The sequence below is a fragment of the Anabaena sp. FACHB-1391 genome (genome assembly GCF_014696755.1).
In the GTDB taxonomy this organism is placed as follows: Bacteria; Cyanobacteriota; Cyanobacteriia; order Cyanobacteriales; family Nostocaceae; genus Dolichospermum; species Dolichospermum planctonicum.
On the sequence record NZ_JACJQS010000002.1, the window covers coordinates 1 to 17631 of the forward strand.

General features: G+C 41.1%; 13 protein-coding genes. 6 read left to right on the plus strand and 7 right to left on the minus strand.

Annotated elements, in window-relative coordinates; all coding sequences use genetic code 11:
* Positions 1-376 precede the first annotated feature (376 nt).
* From cutA to H6F62_RS01060, 3 genes are all read left to right on the plus strand, one after another.
* Positions 377-772: a divalent-cation tolerance protein CutA gene (cutA, locus tag H6F62_RS01050; protein ID WP_242025883.1), complete on the plus strand. Its 396-nt coding sequence runs from the start codon at positions 377-379 to the stop codon at positions 770-772.
* A gap of 111 nt (positions 773-883) precedes the next feature.
* A complete protein-coding gene (locus tag H6F62_RS01055) occupies positions 884-1432 on the plus strand; it encodes a DciA family protein (protein ID WP_190371109.1) in 549 nt (182 codons plus the stop codon).
* A gap of 319 nt (positions 1433-1751) precedes the next feature.
* The gene (locus tag H6F62_RS01060) at positions 1752-2102 is read left to right on the plus strand and encodes a hypothetical protein (RefSeq protein ID WP_228036692.1); all 351 of its coding nucleotides are present in this window, start codon (positions 1752-1754) and stop codon (positions 2100-2102) included.
* 265 nt (positions 2103-2367) lie between these two features.
* Here H6F62_RS01060 and menB read toward each other — a convergent pair whose 3' ends face one another.
* From menB to acpP, 5 genes are all read right to left on the minus strand, one after another.
* A complete protein-coding gene (menB, locus tag H6F62_RS01065; protein WP_190371189.1) occupies positions 2368-3201 on the minus strand; it encodes a 1,4-dihydroxy-2-naphthoyl-CoA synthase in 834 nt (277 codons plus the stop codon).
* Positions 3202-3615: 414 nt separating this feature from the next.
* A complete protein-coding gene (locus H6F62_RS20335) occupies positions 3616-9087 on the minus strand; it encodes a choice-of-anchor L domain-containing protein (RefSeq protein ID WP_199306378.1) in 5472 nt (1823 codons plus the stop codon).
* Between the two features lie 590 nt (positions 9088-9677).
* Positions 9678-11690, minus strand: a complete 2013-nt coding sequence (gene tkt, locus H6F62_RS01095; protein WP_137906652.1) for a transketolase — start codon at positions 11688-11690, stop codon at positions 9678-9680.
* 356 nt (positions 11691-12046) lie between these two features.
* On the minus strand, positions 12047-13306 hold the full coding sequence (fabF, locus tag H6F62_RS01100) for a beta-ketoacyl-ACP synthase II (protein WP_137906653.1): 1260 nt from the start codon (positions 13304-13306) through the stop codon (positions 12047-12049).
* 264 nt (positions 13307-13570) lie between these two features.
* Complete coding sequence (gene acpP / locus H6F62_RS01105; RefSeq protein ID WP_137906654.1) at positions 13571-13825, minus strand: acyl carrier protein; 255 nt, start codon at positions 13823-13825, stop codon at positions 13571-13573.
* A gap of 212 nt (positions 13826-14037) precedes the next feature.
* On the opposite strand from acpP, the gene H6F62_RS01110 reads away from it, so the two are divergent.
* Both H6F62_RS01110 and H6F62_RS01115 read left to right on the plus strand, forming a co-directional pair.
* Complete coding sequence (locus H6F62_RS01110) at positions 14038-14943, plus strand: CoB--CoM heterodisulfide reductase iron-sulfur subunit B family protein (protein ID WP_190371110.1); 906 nt, start codon at positions 14038-14040, stop codon at positions 14941-14943.
* A gap of 9 nt (positions 14944-14952) precedes the next feature.
* Positions 14953-15186 carry a hypothetical protein gene (locus H6F62_RS01115; protein ID WP_199306379.1) on the plus strand — a complete coding sequence of 78 codons (234 nt, stop codon included), beginning with the start codon at positions 14953-14955 and terminating at the stop codon, positions 15184-15186.
* Here H6F62_RS01115 and def read toward each other — a convergent pair.
* Positions 15159-15692 carry a peptide deformylase gene (gene def, locus H6F62_RS01120; protein WP_190371191.1) on the minus strand — a complete coding sequence of 178 codons (534 nt, stop codon included), beginning with the start codon at positions 15690-15692 and terminating at the stop codon, positions 15159-15161. The genes H6F62_RS01115 and def overlap by 28 nt on opposite strands.
* Positions 15693-16597: 905 nt before the next feature.
* Here def and H6F62_RS01125 point away from each other — a divergent pair.
* Complete coding sequence (locus H6F62_RS01125) at positions 16598-17131, plus strand: transposase (RefSeq protein ID WP_242025884.1); 534 nt, start codon at positions 16598-16600, stop codon at positions 17129-17131.
* 172 nt (positions 17132-17303) lie between these two features.
* Here H6F62_RS01125 and H6F62_RS20780 read toward each other — a convergent pair whose 3' ends face one another.
* Positions 17304-17453 (minus strand): hypothetical protein, encoded by a 150-nt coding sequence (locus tag H6F62_RS20780; RefSeq protein WP_242025885.1) that lies wholly within the window; start codon positions 17451-17453, stop codon positions 17304-17306.
* Between the last annotated feature and the right edge of the window lie 178 nt (positions 17454-17631).

Genomic DNA, 17631 nt, shown 5'->3' on the forward strand with positions numbered 1-17631 from the left:
TCAGGAGTCAGAAGTCAGGAGAAAGAAGACAAGGAAAGGAGTAAAATTAAGTTTGTATCAGCGGTTTTCCTAATTTTCGTACCTGATTCAAGTATATACGGCTATATTAACCCGTCTAACTTATGGTTCGGGTGTTTTGGGAAGGAGATGTAGTTTTATTTGTCATATATTTACTGATAAAGTGTTGCAAATGGCAGGTATTATGACTTGACCCCAAATCAAGGAAAGTTTAAATTATCTGACTATATCTGACTAATACGTAACTGCTGAATAATCTGGTATAAATCGTTTACAAGCATCAAAATCCGTAAAATTAGATAGTCTACCCCCATTTATTGAGAAGATAGAATAAAAATTTACCAAACAGCTACAAAAATTGTCAATTACTACCCTCTTCAGATATAATAACCATTTAATAGTTAATGGTCAAAACATGGAATTTATTTTTGTTTACATCACTTGTAAAGATCGTGTTGAAGCTCTTAATATAGGTAAAGCCGTAGTAGAAGCTCGTCTTGCTGCCTGTGCTAATATAATTGATGGTATGGACAGTATTTATTGGTGGAACGACGAATTACAAGTAGAAAAAGAAGCTATTTTAATTATGAAATCGCGGGGGGATTTACTTGAAGAACTAACGAAAAAGGTGAAATCAAAACATTCTTATGAAGTACCTTGTGTGGTGGCTTTACCAATTGAACAAGGAAATCAGGATTACCTGAATTGGCTAATAGCAGAAACCAAGGCTAAACAGATATCAACAAATAGTTGATAGTTAGATTTAGTGAATTTCAAGTTACTATCTTCATCAAGGATTAGGTAAGTACAAATAAGATAATGTATAATTTCTCAATAATTGAAATAGTAAAACTACTAACAAAATATGTCTTTAAAATCAATTAATAATATTTTAGAAGGTATTAAACGGTCAGCACCATGGCAAGAACAATTATTTCCGCGCTTGTTGAATTGTTGGGTGGAAATTGTCGGTGCTGGGGTTGCGGTACAAACTCGACCTTTGTCAATTCAACGTGATGTTGTGTGGGTAGCAACGTCTAGCGCTGCTTGGGCGCAAAATTTGACCTTTGAACGGAAAACCATATTGATGAAATTAAACCACAAGCTATCTACATCTTTGATAGATATTCGCTTTTCGACTGCGGGGTGGAAGAGTTTACCAACGACGGAAACACAAATAACTATTTCTGCTTCAGAACACCCCAGTTATGTTGCTGATGATCTAGTTCCTGAGAAGTTAGTCACACCGAGTCTTGACAATACTCTAGGTGCTTTTGAGAATTGGGCTAGGATGATGCAGGAGCGATCGCATTATCTCCCTTTATGTCCCGAATGTCAATGTCCTAGCCCACCAGGTGAACTTGAACGCTGGAATGTTTGTTCTCTGTGCTGTTCTAATGTTGGAAGTAAATAATCAGCCTTGATTATGATATTTAACTATTGTCAGTTGATTGTAAATAATGGAGTCAACTAGATGCTAAAAACTGAGTTTAAATCTATCCAAAGTAGACTAAAAAAATCGGAGTAAATCTAAAATCGGGCTTTTAACCTTGATCCCTAATATGTTTTAGTTTAAAGTGAGTATGTAGACACTCTAAGAATCATTTACAAATATAACAAGAATCTAAAGAGATAATAAAGTTTATTTATTGATAATAATGGCTAGAACCCGTATCCAATAATAACTTTTTGCCCTTCATCCCTATTTTGGTAAACAAGGAAAATATATAAGTATGTTGGCTAGTCCTATGGTACTGAAGATGAAGGCATATCAAGCAATTAAGCGTTTAACATCTACTTGTCGTTATTGTCGTTATTACCAGCCACAGGGTCGCCGTGGTGGTATGTGTGAAAAGTTGACCGCACCGGTCCAAGGTGTTTGGAAAGCTTGTCCCTTAGCGTTACCAGCTTTTGCACCCGCTTGGGAAACTCTAGAAGATGCTTGGAGTTTACCAGTACCAAGGCCTGTTATTTCAACTTCTCAAACTCTTGCAGCGGATTTAGATCATCTGACAATTAATTGTGTTGAAGAGACCCGTACTTATACCACGCAAGAGGTAATAAATCAGAATGTAGTAATTTAATTACGCACGATTATTGTTATCAATTTTCTGTCCACCTTAATAAGATTTGACTTGCAATTTATTAGTGTTTCCAATTTTGAGATCTTCAGAAATCGCACCTTCCTGACAGGTGCGATTTTAGTATATAAAAGTCAGGAAAGAATCAACCACGAAGGAACTAAGGAAGAGAAGGAAAGAGGGTTCGAGAGATATTTTCCGTAAGTCTCCAGGAAGTAAAACACTATTGATGTGATCACGGTCTTAGGGACTGATATAATTTTAAGCTTTAAGGTAACCAGGGAAATTCTCGAAAGTTGGGAGGTCGCTTTTCCAAAAAAGCTTGTTTTCCTTCCGCGCCTTCTTCTGTCATATAATAAAGAAGAGTGGCATTACCGGCAAGTTCTTGTAAACCGGCTTGTCCGTCGCAGTCGGCGTTAAATGCTGATTTGAGACAACGAATGGCTATAGGGCTTTTTTCGAGGATTTCTCGCGCCCATTGTATCCCTTCTGTCTCTAGTTTTTCTACGGGGACAACAGTATTAACTAAGCCCATTTCTAAAGCTTGTTGAGCGTTATACTGACGACAAAGAAACCATATTTCTCGCGCTTTTTTTTGTCCTACTATTCGCGCTAAATAACTCGCACCAAAACCACCGTCAAAACTGCCTACTTTTGGTCCTGTTTGCCCGAAAATGGCGTTATCGGCTGCAATAGTTAAATCACAAATTAAATGCAGAACATGACCCCCACCAATAGCATAACCGGCAACTAGGGCAATGACAACTTTAGGCATGGAACGAATGAGACGTTGCAAGTCTAAAACGTTTAAGCGGGGAATACCAACATCATCTACGTAACCTGCTTGTCCCCGGACACTTTGATCTCCTCCTGAACAGAAGGCGTATTTACCGTCTGTATGAGGTCCTGCACCCGTAAATAAAACTACACCAATATTAGTATCTTCTTTAGCGTCCCAAAAAGCCTCGTATAATTCAAAGACGGTTTTGGGACGGAATGCGTTACGTTTGTGGGGACGGTTAATAGTGATTTTAGCGATACCGTCGGTTTTTTGATAGATAATGTCTTCGTAGGTTTTGACGGTTTTCCAGTCGGGTTCTATCATGGATAATCTGCGATACTGTGTTTGAGAATTTTATCGCGGCGGAGATGGAAAGTATTGGCAATTTCCAGGAAATGAGTAATTAGGGGGGGAAACTAAAAAAAATATTCCCCTAATTCTCCAGCAATAGGGAATTAAGGGAACCTGATTTTGATTTGTTTGACATACTCACCGACCTGAAGGTGCGATGATTCTTGACACTTCACTGGAACACGCCACAAGTGGTCTTATCGTCCCTCCATGTCCGTTTAAAGTCTCCCAATGCCCTATGGCGACTATAACCAAATTTTAACATAAAGCCGTCCTAAAAGCGATGCACTGAGCTTGCCGAAGTGGACGGGGCTTGTATCCCAGATTTTTGGTCAAATCCAAACTAGTAGGAAGTAAGGATGTAAGATCTCAGTTGAGCGCGTATTAGGCAATCAAAGTAAAATCGCTACTCACAAGGGTGATAGTAGGATCACTTAAAACGGCAAACTTAGATTCCCCACCCGGAGTAGATCCGTTGGAGTTATAGAAAAGACTACCAGTGCCTTGGCTATAAACAATGCGGGCATTACTAGCACCTACTGAATTATCGTTAGGAACTACTCCAAAATCAGTCAGATCCTGTCCCACTGCATTAGTAATGGCACTGAAAGTAGCTTTACTCAATGCAATGTTGTCTCTATTTTGTCCTTGACTAATTTGTCCCGCTTGAAAATTGATGGTATCAACACCTAAAGTGTTGAAGACTCCATTGAACCGATACTGATCATTACCGAGTCCTCCTCTGAGAGTATCATTACCGAGTCCTCCTATGAGAGTATCATTACCACTTCCTCCGTCCAGAATGTTATTGCCACTATTACCAGTGATGAAGTTATTACCTGCATTACCAGTACCGTTAATTGCGGTTGTTCCCGTTAAAGTCAGGTTTTCGATGTTTGTCAACGTGGCAATACTCCAGGTGATACTAGATTGAATTGTATCTGTACCTGCGTTAGTATTTTCGGTAATAGTGTCGGTGGTGGTATCAACAATATAAATGTCATCACCTGCACCACCAATCAAGGTATCATTACCTGCACCACCAATCAAGGTATCATTACCTGCACCACCAATCAAGGTATCATTACCTGCACCACCATCTAGGGTATTATTGCCACTATTACCAGTGATGACGTTATTACCTGTGTTACCTGTACCATTGATATTGCCAGTGCCGGTGAGATTAAAATTCTCGTACAGGTCACTTAAAACGTAGTCCACTGAACTTGACTGGGTACCAATGACAATAAAATCCGTATGGTCAAGAGTGATACCAGGATCAACTTTGGCAAACCGAGATTCTCCACCCGCAGCACTTCCGTTGGAGTTATAGAAGACATAACCAGTGCTTTGGCTATAAACAATGCGGGCATTACTAAAAGTTGCTGAAAGATCATCAGTAACCACGGCAAAATCAGTCGCCGATAGATCCCCACTGTCAACACTAATAGCATTGAAACTAGCTTTACTTAATGCTATTTTATCTTCTCCTTCGACAAAATTCTCGATTGAAGAAAGACCTAATGAGGGAGAAGAAGAGAAAGAGTAATCTCTCTTGAACCAAAATCTATCCTGACCCTGTCCTCCATTGAGATTATCAATTAGGGAAGGATCAACAATTGATCCAGAATTACCCCCTCCCCACAAAGTATCATTACCATTTCCTCCATTGAGATTATCAGTGCCAGGTCCTCCCATGAGGATATCATTTCCGTTCTGTCCGCTCAGTCGGTCATTACCACTACCGCCCTGTAACAAATTATTTAGGGCATTACCAGTGAGCAGGTCATTTCCCGACCCACCAATCGCATTTTCAATGACATTTCCGGCAGAAAGAGTGAGTTTGAGGTTACTATTATTGACCGTTACCGATTGCTCTGTGGTGATGCCCAAGTTAATATTTACCGGAAAAGCAATATTAGTCTTAGGATCAAAGTCAATAGTATCAATACCCTCGTTTGCTGCTTCCACAATGGTATCTACTCCCAAAGGATTGGCAACACTAAAGACATAAGTATCGTTTCCTGCTCGACCAGTAAGGGTGTTGTTCCCCCTATTACCAGTAATGACGTTGTTCCCTGCGTTACCTGTACCATTGATATTACCAGTGCCGATGAGTGTGAGGTTCTCTACGAGGTCAGGTAAAGTGCGGGTCTGTGCACTTGGCAATGTATCAGTAATAAAGATTGGTATGCCATCATCGGTTAAAGATTGACTGATAGTAACGTAAGGTCGGTTGGGGTTGGACAGTGTTACGAGGAAGGATTTATCGGGTTCATTGATGTTGTCATTGAGAATGGGAATACGGATATTGCCCTCAGAATTGCCGGCGCGAATAGTCACCGTTCCTGAACTATTGGTATAATCAACACCCGGTATTGCGGAAACTGTACCTGTCGGACTGGTGGTGTAATCGAAGGTGATGTCGTCTTTACTAGTGACGGGTTGTCCATTAGCATCGATAAGGTCTATGACTATTACAGCCTGATTATTTAAGCCTTCAACGCCAATGAAGTTAAACTGACTGGATGATAAAATTGGACGGTCATTGTCATCGATAATAGTCCCTGTGTCGGCTCCTGGTGTACCAACGGTGTAACCTGTTCCACTAGCTAAGGTGACAACAACTGTCTCATTACCTTCGTAGTTGTTATCTGATGTGGGGTTTATGGTTAAAGTAGCTGTATCTGAATTCGCAGCAAAGGTGATGGTTTTACCTGCTCCTGGTGTTGCGCCTGTGTAGTCATCACCATTGGCTGTACCACCAATGCTATAGTTAACGGTTAAGGGATTACCTAAGGACTGGCTGGTACCACCAGGATAACTGCGAGTGAAAGTATAGACTAGCTTGGTTGTCCCGTCTTCAAATACGCTGCTTGGAGTTACGGTTACGGTAATACTAGCAGTATCGTCATCATTAATAGTTCCTACGACGGGTGCTGTTGTACCAAGGGTATAACCTGGTCCATTAGCTAAGGTGACAACTACTGTCTCATTACTTTCAACGATGGTATCTGCTGTGGGGTCTATGGTTAAGGTAGCTGTGTTTGCACCCGCAGCAAAGGTGATGGTTTTACCTGCTCCTGGTGTTGCGCCTGTGTAGTCATCACCATTGGCTGTACCACCAATGCTATAGTTGACTGTTAAGGGATTACCTAAGGACTGGCTGGTACCACCAGGATAACTGCGAGTGAAGGTATAGACTAGGTTGGTTGTCCCGTCTTCAAATACGCTGCTTGGAGTTACGGTTACGGTAATACTAGCAGTATCGTCATCATTAATAGTTCCTACGACGGGTGCTGTTGTACCAAGGGTATAACCTGGTCCATTAGCTAAGGTGACAACTACTGTCTCATTACTTTCAACGATGGTATCTGCTGTGGGGTCTATGGTTAAGGTAGCTGTGTTTGCACCCGCAGCAAAGGTGATGGTTTTACCTGCTCCTGGTGTTGCGCCTGTGTAGTCATCACCATTGGCTGTACCACCAATGCTATAGTTGACTGTTAAGGGGTTGGTGGTAACTCCGGTACGGGTGAAGGTATAAATCAGGTTGGTTGTACCATCTTCATTTACGCTACCTGGTGATACTGTCAGGGTAATGCTGGGGAAATCATCATTATCAATAGTTCCCGTTGCTGATCCTGATGTACCAGGGGTATAACCTGTGCCACTAGCTATGGTGAAAATAACTGTTTCATCATTTTCAAATGTGCTGTCTGCTGTGGGGTTAATGGTTACGGTTTTCGTAGTTTCACCCTCTTCAAAGGTGATGGTTTTACCTGTTCCCGGTGTTGCTCCTGTGTAGTCAGCACCATCGGCTGTACCGCCAATGCTATAGTTAACGGTTAAGGCATTGTCTATCTTTCCATACCGACTGAAGGTATAAACCAGGTTAGCTGTACCATCTTCATTTACGCTATCAGGGAATACGGCTACGTTAACATTGGTATCCTCATCAATAATAGTTCCAATGACGGCGGTGGCTGTATTGATAACGTAACCTGATCCAGGAGCTAAGGTTAACTCAACGTTTTCATTACCTTCAAAGGTGGTATCTGCTTTGGGGTTAATGGTTAAATTGGCTGTACTTGCACCCGCAGCAAAGGTAATCGATCCTCTTGTTAGTCCAAAACTGGCTGCTCCTGTTTGAGTATAGTCAGTGTCATTAGAGTCACTGCTGAAAGTAGCTGAACCGCCAACATTGAAGTTAACAGTTAAGGCATTAGTCAGATCTCCAGCACGAGTGAAAGTGTAAACTAGATTTGTCGTCCCGTCTTCAAGAACACTAGCAGGATTAACCGATAGGCTAACATCAGCACGTCCCGGATCAACATCATTGTCAGTGATGATTACTGTTGCACTATTGTCTGTGCCTAAACTGTAATTAGTGCCACTAATTAATGACAGGATTACGGTTTCTCTGCCTTCGACAAGATTATCATTAACGGGAGTAATGGTGACGGTCTTTGAAGTCTCTCCCGCCAGAAAGGTTACGGTAGAAGGAATGGGGCTGTAGTCACCAGTAGATGCAGTTCCCGAAATTGTGTAACTAACTGTGAGAGCATTGTTAGTGCTACCTGTGCGAGTAATCGTAAACACACCTGGGTTAGCTGTTGTTCCTTCTCTAGCGTCGCTATCTGTAGCTATGACTCTAACAATGGTACTTGGGTCACTAAAACCTTGAATAAAAACTGCCGCGTCACGAGCGGAGTCACGGGTATCAGCGATCGCTAACTTGATGTGATTAATTTGACCTGGAATAAGATCCGTTGCTACTGCACTTAATACAGTTGTGAAACCATCGAACTTCGTACCTAAAATCTTTCCATAATAATCAGGTTGGAAAAATGCCGAGTTCGTTCCAGCGTTAACAGTATTGATAGAAACAGGAGTTGTCGCACCGGGGACGAAAGCAATGTTTTTACCATTCAGGTAAAAGGCAAAAACATCATTGAACCTTGAATTTCCCAACTCAGGATAATCTTCAGAGGCAAATACATAGGAGAAGCTGATAGTATTCGAGGTCGGAATAAAGTCAAACTCTAATACTGCTGCATCATAGGTGCTGTTATTAGAGACTATAGTTTTGACTATGGCATCTAGATCTCTGTCACCTGATTTACCGTTAGAAGTTGAGTAGGTTGAAGGATCATCATCAACATCAATATTTCCGGTACTCAGAACAATACCGTTAATGCCTATTGTTCCTTGTTCACCAGTAAAAGTACCCCCGGCAACATTTGCACCGGTAAACCTGATGTTGCTGATTTTGTCTGGTGTAATACCGGAGTTGCCGATTAAAGTGTTAACAAGTTGCGCGGCAGTAACGCTATTTAAGTCTCTTGTGGTTAAAGCACTCTGTTCAATTGCGATCGCTTCTCCATTTATTATAATCGTAGCGTGGTCATTCTCTGCTTGCAAACTCTGTAAAGTTGTCCCATTCAGACTTTCACCTCGTACCAAAGCGGCAAAAATCGCCCCTTCGTCTCCAGCACTATCCGTTTGATTAATCCGAGCATCTACAAAATGCCCAATTTCTTCTAATATTACGTCACTAACTGCTGCTGAATTCGCATTTGCGACAAAATTATCTGATAAGTAAATCTTATTAGTGCTAGTAGAATAGGCCCCATTAGCATTGCCAAGAATGGTGTTACTAACAACTTCTATTTGGGGAAGTTGACTGAAATTACCCCCTTGCCAATCTAATCGCAGAATTTCCGCCGCGCTGCGGTTGTATTGCGTCCCAAAAGCGCTATCGAAAACCTGCCAGAAATTATTATTAACATCAGAAAAGCCACTTAGTTTGTCGTATGTCAGCTTTAGGGCTGATTCAAGTAAAAGTGAGAAGTTCATAAGTATATATAAGGTAGAATGCTTTATTAAAGATATAACACGATTTACTTTTAATTTCTAGGGTATTTATATTAAGATTTCTTATGTCACTAAAATTAAAATAACAATTAGTATGTCCAGAATATTGTCCCTACAATCTTTCTTATAAGTATCTATTGTATTATTTAATTTTAAGTATTAATATTTATTTGTCTAACCGCTCAGTCAAGGGAATAATTCAGGACTTACGCAAAATATCTCTCCCTAAATCCCCATTTCTCTGTTACCTCTGTGCCTGGAGTGGTTTCTTATTCCGCAACTTGTGCGTAAGTGCTGTAATTCTTGAAAAGATGGATAATAAATTATGTGCGGAATCTGGGTGCTAACTTCTAAATAGCAAAATTCAGGAGTTAAAAGTAAAAGTATCCGTGGTTTTTACATATTTATTAGTATTAATTTAAACTCTTTGTATAAAAAAAGGTGAGCGTTTTAGCCCACCTAAAAAATCAGAGAATATTGATGCTATGATACAGCGGATTGGAAATCAATGAGGTACAAAATCTAATCAAAGCCAGACAATAAGCCAATTTTACTCCTGACTCTTGCTGTAATTAGCCTAACAATGCTTTGGCTTTAGCTAAAACATTATCAACTGTGAAGCCAAACTTCTCTAAACAAATACCACCAGGAGCGGAAGCACCAAAAGTATCAATACTGACGGTATCGCCTTCACTACCGATATACTTATGCCAACCGAAGCTACTAGCCGCTTCTACAGATAGGCGTTTAGTAACAGATCGAGGAAGAACAGACTCTTTATAAGCTGCATCTTGTGTATCAAATAAGGTAGAAGAAGGCATAGAAACAACACGAACTTTCTTACCTTCTGCTGTCAGTTTCTCTGCGGCGCTCACACAAAGACTTAATTCTGAACCAGTACCAATTAAGATGATATCTGGTGTACCTTGACAATCAACAATTGTATATGCACCTTTAGCGACACCTGCGATAGATGTACCTGCTAAGTTAGGAACATTTTGACGAGTGAAAGCTAATAAAGTAGAAGCTTGTGCTTTAGATTTTTCAATGGCAACTTTGTAACCACCAGAGGTTTCATTTCCATCTGCGGGACGAATTACGGTTAAATCAGGAATAGCCCGCAAAGAAGCTAAAGTTTCAATGGGTTGGTGAGTAGGACCATCTTCACCCTGGCCAATGGAGTCGTGAGTCATGACCCAAATTGCGCCAGCTTCAGAAAGAGCAGCCAAACGAATAGCAGCCCGCATATAATCGGTGAAGATGAGGAAAGTTGCACCGTAGGGTATTAAACCGGAACGGTGTAAAGCCATACCGTTACAAATTGCACCCATGGCGTGTTCCCGGACACCGAAGTGAATGTTACGATTGCCGAAATGTCCTTTTTGGAAGTCCCCAGTACCTTTAAGTTCAGTGAGGTTGGAGTGGGTTAAGTCAGCAGAACCACCGATTAATTCCGGTAAAACAGCACCTAATTTGTTGAGGCAGGTTTCCGAGTGTTTGCGGGTAGGTAATGCTTTATCTGCATCTGTGTAGGTAGGTAATACTTGATCCCAACCCTCTGGTAATTTGCCACTAATCAAACGTTCAAATTCAGCGGCTTCTTGGGGGTATTTAGCTTGATATTCGGCATAAGCTTTGTTCCACTCGGATTCGTAAGCAGCACCGCGTTCAACAGCCTTGCGGGTGTGGTTGAGGGCATCTTCGGGAACGACAAAAGCATCGTATTCCCAGCCTAAGTTGTTGCGGGTAGCTATTGTTTCGTCAGGTCCTAGGGCAGCACCGTGAATACCAGCAGTATTAGCTTTATTAGGAGAACCATAACCGATGGTGGTTGTCACCTTAATCATGGTGGGTTTGTCTGTAACTGCTTTTGCCTGGGCGATCGCTTTGGCAATGCCTTCTAAATCTGTGTTACCGTCTTTAACGTGCAGAACGTGCCAACCGTAAGATTCAAAGCGTTTAGAAACGTCTTCGGTGAATGCTACATCTGTAGAACCATCAATTGAGATGTGGTTATCGTCATAGAGCGCAATAAGTTTACCTAATCCCCAGTGTCCAGCGATAGAAGCGGCTTCACCAGAAATCCCTTCCATGTTGCAACCATCACCAAGAATCACATAAGTGTAGTGATCAACAATTGTCGCATCAGGCTTATTGAACTTAGCGGCCAGGTGTGCTTCTGCTACTGCTAAACCGACTGCATTGGCAATTCCTTGACCTAAAGGACCTGTGGTAACTTCTACACCAGCTGTCACAAAATTTTCGGGGTGGCCTGGGGTCTTAGCACCCCATTGACGAAATTGTTTGATGTCGTCTATGGTAACGCTATCGTAGCCTGTGAGGTACAGTAGGGCATACTGCAACATTGAACCATGACCAGCGGATAAAACAAAGCGATCGCGGTTGAACCATTGCGGATTTTTAGGATTATACCGCATGAAGGAGTCCCAAAGGACAAAAGCCATGGGAGCCGCACCCATCGGTAGTCCAGGGTGTCCAGACTTGGATTTTTCTATGGCATCAACAGCCAAAAAGCGGATAGAATTGATACAAAGTTCTTGGAGGGATTGGGTTGCAACTGCCATAATCTCTAATTGTTAAGGACGGGTTAGGACTCTTTTTAGCGTTTTTGTGGGTTCATGAGCAAATGATCCCACTTTGTTCATCATCTCATTCCCAATTATCAATGGACAAGCGGGATTGTGAGGATTGTTAGTGATGAATCAGGCCGATAAGCCGATAAATTTAATCATGCGTTCCCAAAGCTTGGCATTAGCTAGGCCGTTAGTTCAGCTATGAATGTCTCTATCATACTTGCCTTGTGTTCATTTCTCAAAGGCAAACTAGGAGCAAAATTATGCGGGGATCAATAATAAATACAAGTCTTGGTAATGGATAATTGGGTTATTAACTTTACCTATTACCTGACTAGTAAGTATCTTTAAGGAGTAAATTTCTTGAAGGCTAGGCTGACATTATGACCACCAAAGCCAAAGGAGTTAGATAAGGCTACCTCGACTATTTGACTGCGGCTGGTGTGGGGGACATAATCTAAATCACATTCTGGATCAAGATTTTCGATGTTGATGGTAGGGGGAATTTTGTCATGAGCTACGGCTAAAATTGTCGCTACGGCTTCAATTCCTCCCGAACCACCTAAAAGGTGTCCTGTCATGGATTTAGTGGAACTGACGGCTATTTTATAGGCGTGATCTCCTAAAGCTTTCTTAATGGCGGCGGTTTCGTTGACATCATTGGCTGGTGTACTTGTCCCATGGGCATTGATGTAACTTACCATTTCTGGGGCGATCGCCCCATCTTTTAAAGCTAATTCTATCGCCCTAGCCGCACCTAAACCACCGGGAACTGGCGCAGTGATATGATACGCATCACAGGTCATCCCATAACCGACAATTTCCCCATAAATCCGTGCGCCACGCTTCATGGCGTGTTCTAACTCTTCGAGAATTAAAATTCCCGCGCCTTCACCCATCACAAACCCATCCCTATCCCTATCAAAGGGACGACAAGCATGGGCTGGATCATCATTGCGACTAGATAAAGCCCGTGCAGAGGCAAATCCTGCCACTGATAGGGGGGTAACTGCTGCTTCACAGCCACCGCAAATCATAGCTTTAGCGTATCCCCATTGAATTTGACGAAAAGCATCACCAATGGAATTAGAACCAGCCGCACAGGCTGTTACAGAACAGGAATTAGGACCTTTTGCACCGGTATGAATTGCTGTTAATCCCGCTGCCATATTGGCGATCATCATGGGAATCATGAAAGGACTACAACGACTAGGACCACGTTTAGGATCTAAGTAAATGGTTTGTTGGTCTTCTAATACTTTAATGCCACCAATACCAGAACCGATGATCACGCCAATTTGTTCAGCGTTGAGATCGTCAATTACTAACCCGGAATCCGCAACAGCTTGAATAGCCGCCGATACACCCAATTGAGAAAAACGATCCATGCGCTTGGCTTCTTTGCGTTCTAAGTAAGTCTCTGGATCAAAGTTTTTGACTTCACCAGCAATGCGACAACTATGTTTAGAAGCATCAAAAGCGGTAATATAGTCAATACCATTCTGTCCGCTCAATAATCCTTGCCAATATTCGGCGGGTGTGTTTCCAATGGGTGTAATCGCGCCCACACCTGTTACAACAACGCGATTACGTTTATAGTCTGTCATGATTACATTAAATATGGCGAAAAAAAATATGGCGAAAAAGCAGCAGATTGAACAATTAAGAGTGCTGAGTTTCCAGTCAAATATCCATAAATTTTGAGTATACTGTCTTCTCAATATTAGGACTTTTGGATGAGGACTTTTGGGGTTTTCCTGGAATTTTTACAGTTTAAACACTCAACACTCATGTACCGGCGGGTTTATCCAGTTAATCTGTATACCTGCAAAATATCTCTTTAAACCCGCCTATACTGAATTAACACTTATCTAAGCAGATGCAGCAACGTGACTATCGATATAATCTACCACGGCCTGAACAGTTGTAATTTTTTCAGCCGCTTCATCAGGAATTTCGATCTCAAACTCTTCTTCCAAGGCCATGACTAGCTCAACTGTATCTAGGGAATCAGCCCCTAAATCGTCAATAAAACTGGCTTCTGGTATAACCTTCTCGGGTTTGTCTACACTCAGTTGCTCAATGATAATTTTTTTTACTTTTTCAAAAGTATCTGCTTGGCTCATAAATAAAAGTCCTTAACAAGTTGCTATGATTTGCTCTCAATGAACAAAGTTTTTTTGGCCATATACATCTTATCGGAAAGAGTGAATCTGAGTATAGGTTCTATCATGAAAACTGAGAATTGAAGATTAGCGGATTTAAGTCCTTACTACTAATCACTACCAATACATAACAAATCCCAATTACCTCTAAAATCTAAATCAAGTATACTTTTATGCCATCCAAAACTCTCAAGTACGCTTATTATCCCGGTTGTGTAGCCCAAGGAGCTTGTCGAGAACTGTATTTATCCACCCAATCTCTAACTAAAGCGTTAGGTATTGAACTGATTGAATTGAAAAAAGCTGCTTGTTGTGGTTCTGGTACATTTAAAGAAGATTCGCAATTATTAGAAGACACTGTTAACGCTAGAAATATCGCTTTAGCGGAATCTTTGCATCTCCCTTTACTAACCCATTGTAGCACTTGTCAGGGTGTTCTTGGTCATGTTGATGAACGATTAAAAGAATGTCAATCTACAAATCCCGATTATCTCAACAAAGTTAATGGTTTACTGGAAAAAGAAGGCTGTTCTCCTTATCGGGGGAGTACAGAAGTTAAACATCTTTTGTATGCTTTAGTGACAGATTATGGCTTAGAGGAAATTTCTGGGCGTGTTAACAAGAAATTAAGTGGATTAAAATGTGCAGCTTTTTATGGCTGTTATCTGCTTCGCGCTCAAAAATCCATGCCTTATGATGATCCTTTTCAACCCGAAGCAATGGAAAATGTATTTCGGGCTGTGGGAGCGACACCTGTATATTATCGTGGCAGGACTCAATGTTGTGGTTGGCCTTTGTCTAGCTATGCGACTACAGAATCTTTCCAAATGGCAGGAAATCATATTCAAGAGGCTGTAGCTAATGGGGCTGATTGTATTGTCACACCATGTCCTCTGTGTCATTTAAATTTAGATTCTCGTCAACCGGAAGTAGAAAAAGTCATTGGTCAAAAATTAGGTTTACCAATTTTGCACTTACCCCAATTAATTGCTTTAGCTTTAGGTGTTAGTCCTAAAGAATTGGGTTTAGAAAGACATATTGTGTCTACAAAACCGGTTTTAGAAAAGTTAGGATTCTGATCAAATAAATTGTGGGAAGGAAATAATATTTTTCTTCCCATTACCCATTACCCATTACCCATTACCAATTACCCATTACCCATTACCCATTACCCATTACCCATTACCCATTACCAATTACCCATTACCCATTACCCATTACCCATTACCCATTACCAATTACCCATTACCAATTACCCATTACCAATTACCCATTACCAATTACCCATTACCCATTACCCATTACCAATTACAGATTTCTGATATTCTTCTTCACTAATTAAATCGTGGTTATTTTCCACACGATCTAAAAATACTAATCCTTCCAAATGATCATACTCATGTTGAAAAATTCGGGCAATAAAATCCGTTAATTCTTGTTTTTGGAAATTGCCAGAACGGTCTGTATACTCAACTTCAATTGTTTGATATCTAGGAACTAAACCCCTAATTCCCGGAACACTTAAACAACCTTCCCAACCCTTGACTATTTCCGAAGAATGGGCAACAATTCGGGGGTTGATCATTGCGGTGGGCTGCATTTCTGGTGCGTGGGGATATCTAGCATTAGGACGGGAAGCGACGATAAATAAACGGTATGATGCTGCTATTTGTGGTGCAGCAATTCCCACCCCATTAGCTTGAGCAACTGAGGTAATTAATTCATCAATCAGGTTTTGAATTTTCTCATCTTGAACATTCTCAACCGCAGCCGCTTTTTGTCGTAATATCGGATTACCTAATTTAATGATTGGCGCTAATTTAAACATTTTCAAATCTCTAGATTTTTCTCGCCGTTTTATCGCCGTTTCGACGATTATACCATTGATGATGTGCGATCGCCTTCCGTGGCCTCGCCTTGTACCTCGCACGAGTTATGGAGAACACGGAAGTAGAAAATACGGAGGTACAAATATCCATGAGGAGGGGTGGGGTGGGAAGGGGTATTGTGGGACTTATGTGGAGGTGTTCCGTTGTGGTAAGGTGAATGGGCTAGGGGGATATGATAAAAAATAAATTATTTGGTTTTTAATTGTGTTAAATAATGATATACTTTGTGAGTATGAGTATTTAGTCTTTTGTCGACTTCACAACAACACACACGACTTCCGGCTTAAAAAAATATGAAAACATCAACCAAAACCAAAATTGTCATTGGCGAACTCCTTCCGCCGACACCACTCAATCACTCGGAACTATGCGCTGTGATCGGCGGTAAGGGAACACCAATTAAGAGGCCCCCAAACAGCGTTCTGATTTGTGATCGGCGGGGATGTCGCTATGTATCTCTGGTGAATGGCAGAGTACCTTTTAATTAACCCAACCTCACCGATGCCAACGTTAACACGATAACCCATTTTTATTTTTTTTCATTTTTCACAAATGTTCCAAAATGGTCAAAAGCTTTTTGGAACGTTTTTTTCTCGTTAGTGATTACCTGGCACCGTCCCTGGCACCGTCCCCTCTCCCCAGCTATGTCCCGAAAGCCCCGTGATCTAAAACCCGCATTCGTGTATCACATCACCACTCGCTGCAATAACCGAGAGTTCCGATTAACTCGTTATGAATGCCGTGAGGTGTTACTTTACGCATTGAAAAAAGCATTAGATAAGTTTAAGTTTAAGCTCTATGGTTTGTGTATAGAGCTAATCATGTTCATTATCTGCTTGAACCTTTGCAGCCAGAAGAATTACCTAAAATCATGCACTGGCTGAATTGGTACACAGCGATGTGTTTCAACCGGATACTTAACCGCACCGGACATTTTTGGGAAAAACGTTACTACAGTAGCGGGTTTGCAAATAATGATTATCAAAGGACTTTAAATACTCTCAGATATATTCACAGTAATCCCAAGGCAGCAGGAATCAAACAGGGATTCTTTTATGATTTCTCTAATTATGGTACTCATGAGAGATTAACAGATGATGGCATTACTCAATGGCATCCAGCATTTTTATCTTTAGGAAAAACCTTAGAAGAATGTGCAAATAAATATAAGGGATTTTGCAAAAGGTATAAACCCCAGCCAAAAAGCGAGAAAAAACGCCAATGGGGCAGTAAGCTGCTGCCAAATGTGATGAAAAGTAAAAGCAAAAATAAATCATCCCCTGGTCAAATGAAATTGCCTATGTGTAATTGGGAAATTGTGGATTCAGATATCAGTAAGGTAGCTGAAAAGTTTGTTAGGGCTAACAGTCACTTATAAGTAACTGCATTTTCCTTGGTTTAGCAACGTAATACCAGAACCACTTAACCGCTGTCAGCTAAACAAATAAGCCATTAATAACTGAGGTTGCATATTATGGTATCTGTGGCTGAATTTACCCCTATCTAATACGAATACTGTTCGCTTCGCTTTGTCGCTTTGTGTAACTCAGTTACACAAATCTAGCTAATAATTCCTCACGGGATAATTGTAAAAGCAAAGGAGTAAATTCCTCTCTCTTCATAGCAATCAGAGAGTTGATAATTGTTGCTAACTGTGAATCAACTTCCCCAAAACGCACTTGCAAGATACTTTCAATCATAGCGCGTCTTTCTCTATAATCCCTCTATCAAGTCCTCGTTTTTCTCCTTCCTGAAGTCCTTCTTGTCGTTCTTGTTTTTTAATCTCTTCTAACTGTTGTTGATACATTTTGTTGTTGATACATTTCATTTACAGCAAGTAGCTTTGAGTGAGGTACACTTTGTGCGGGCAAGATGCCC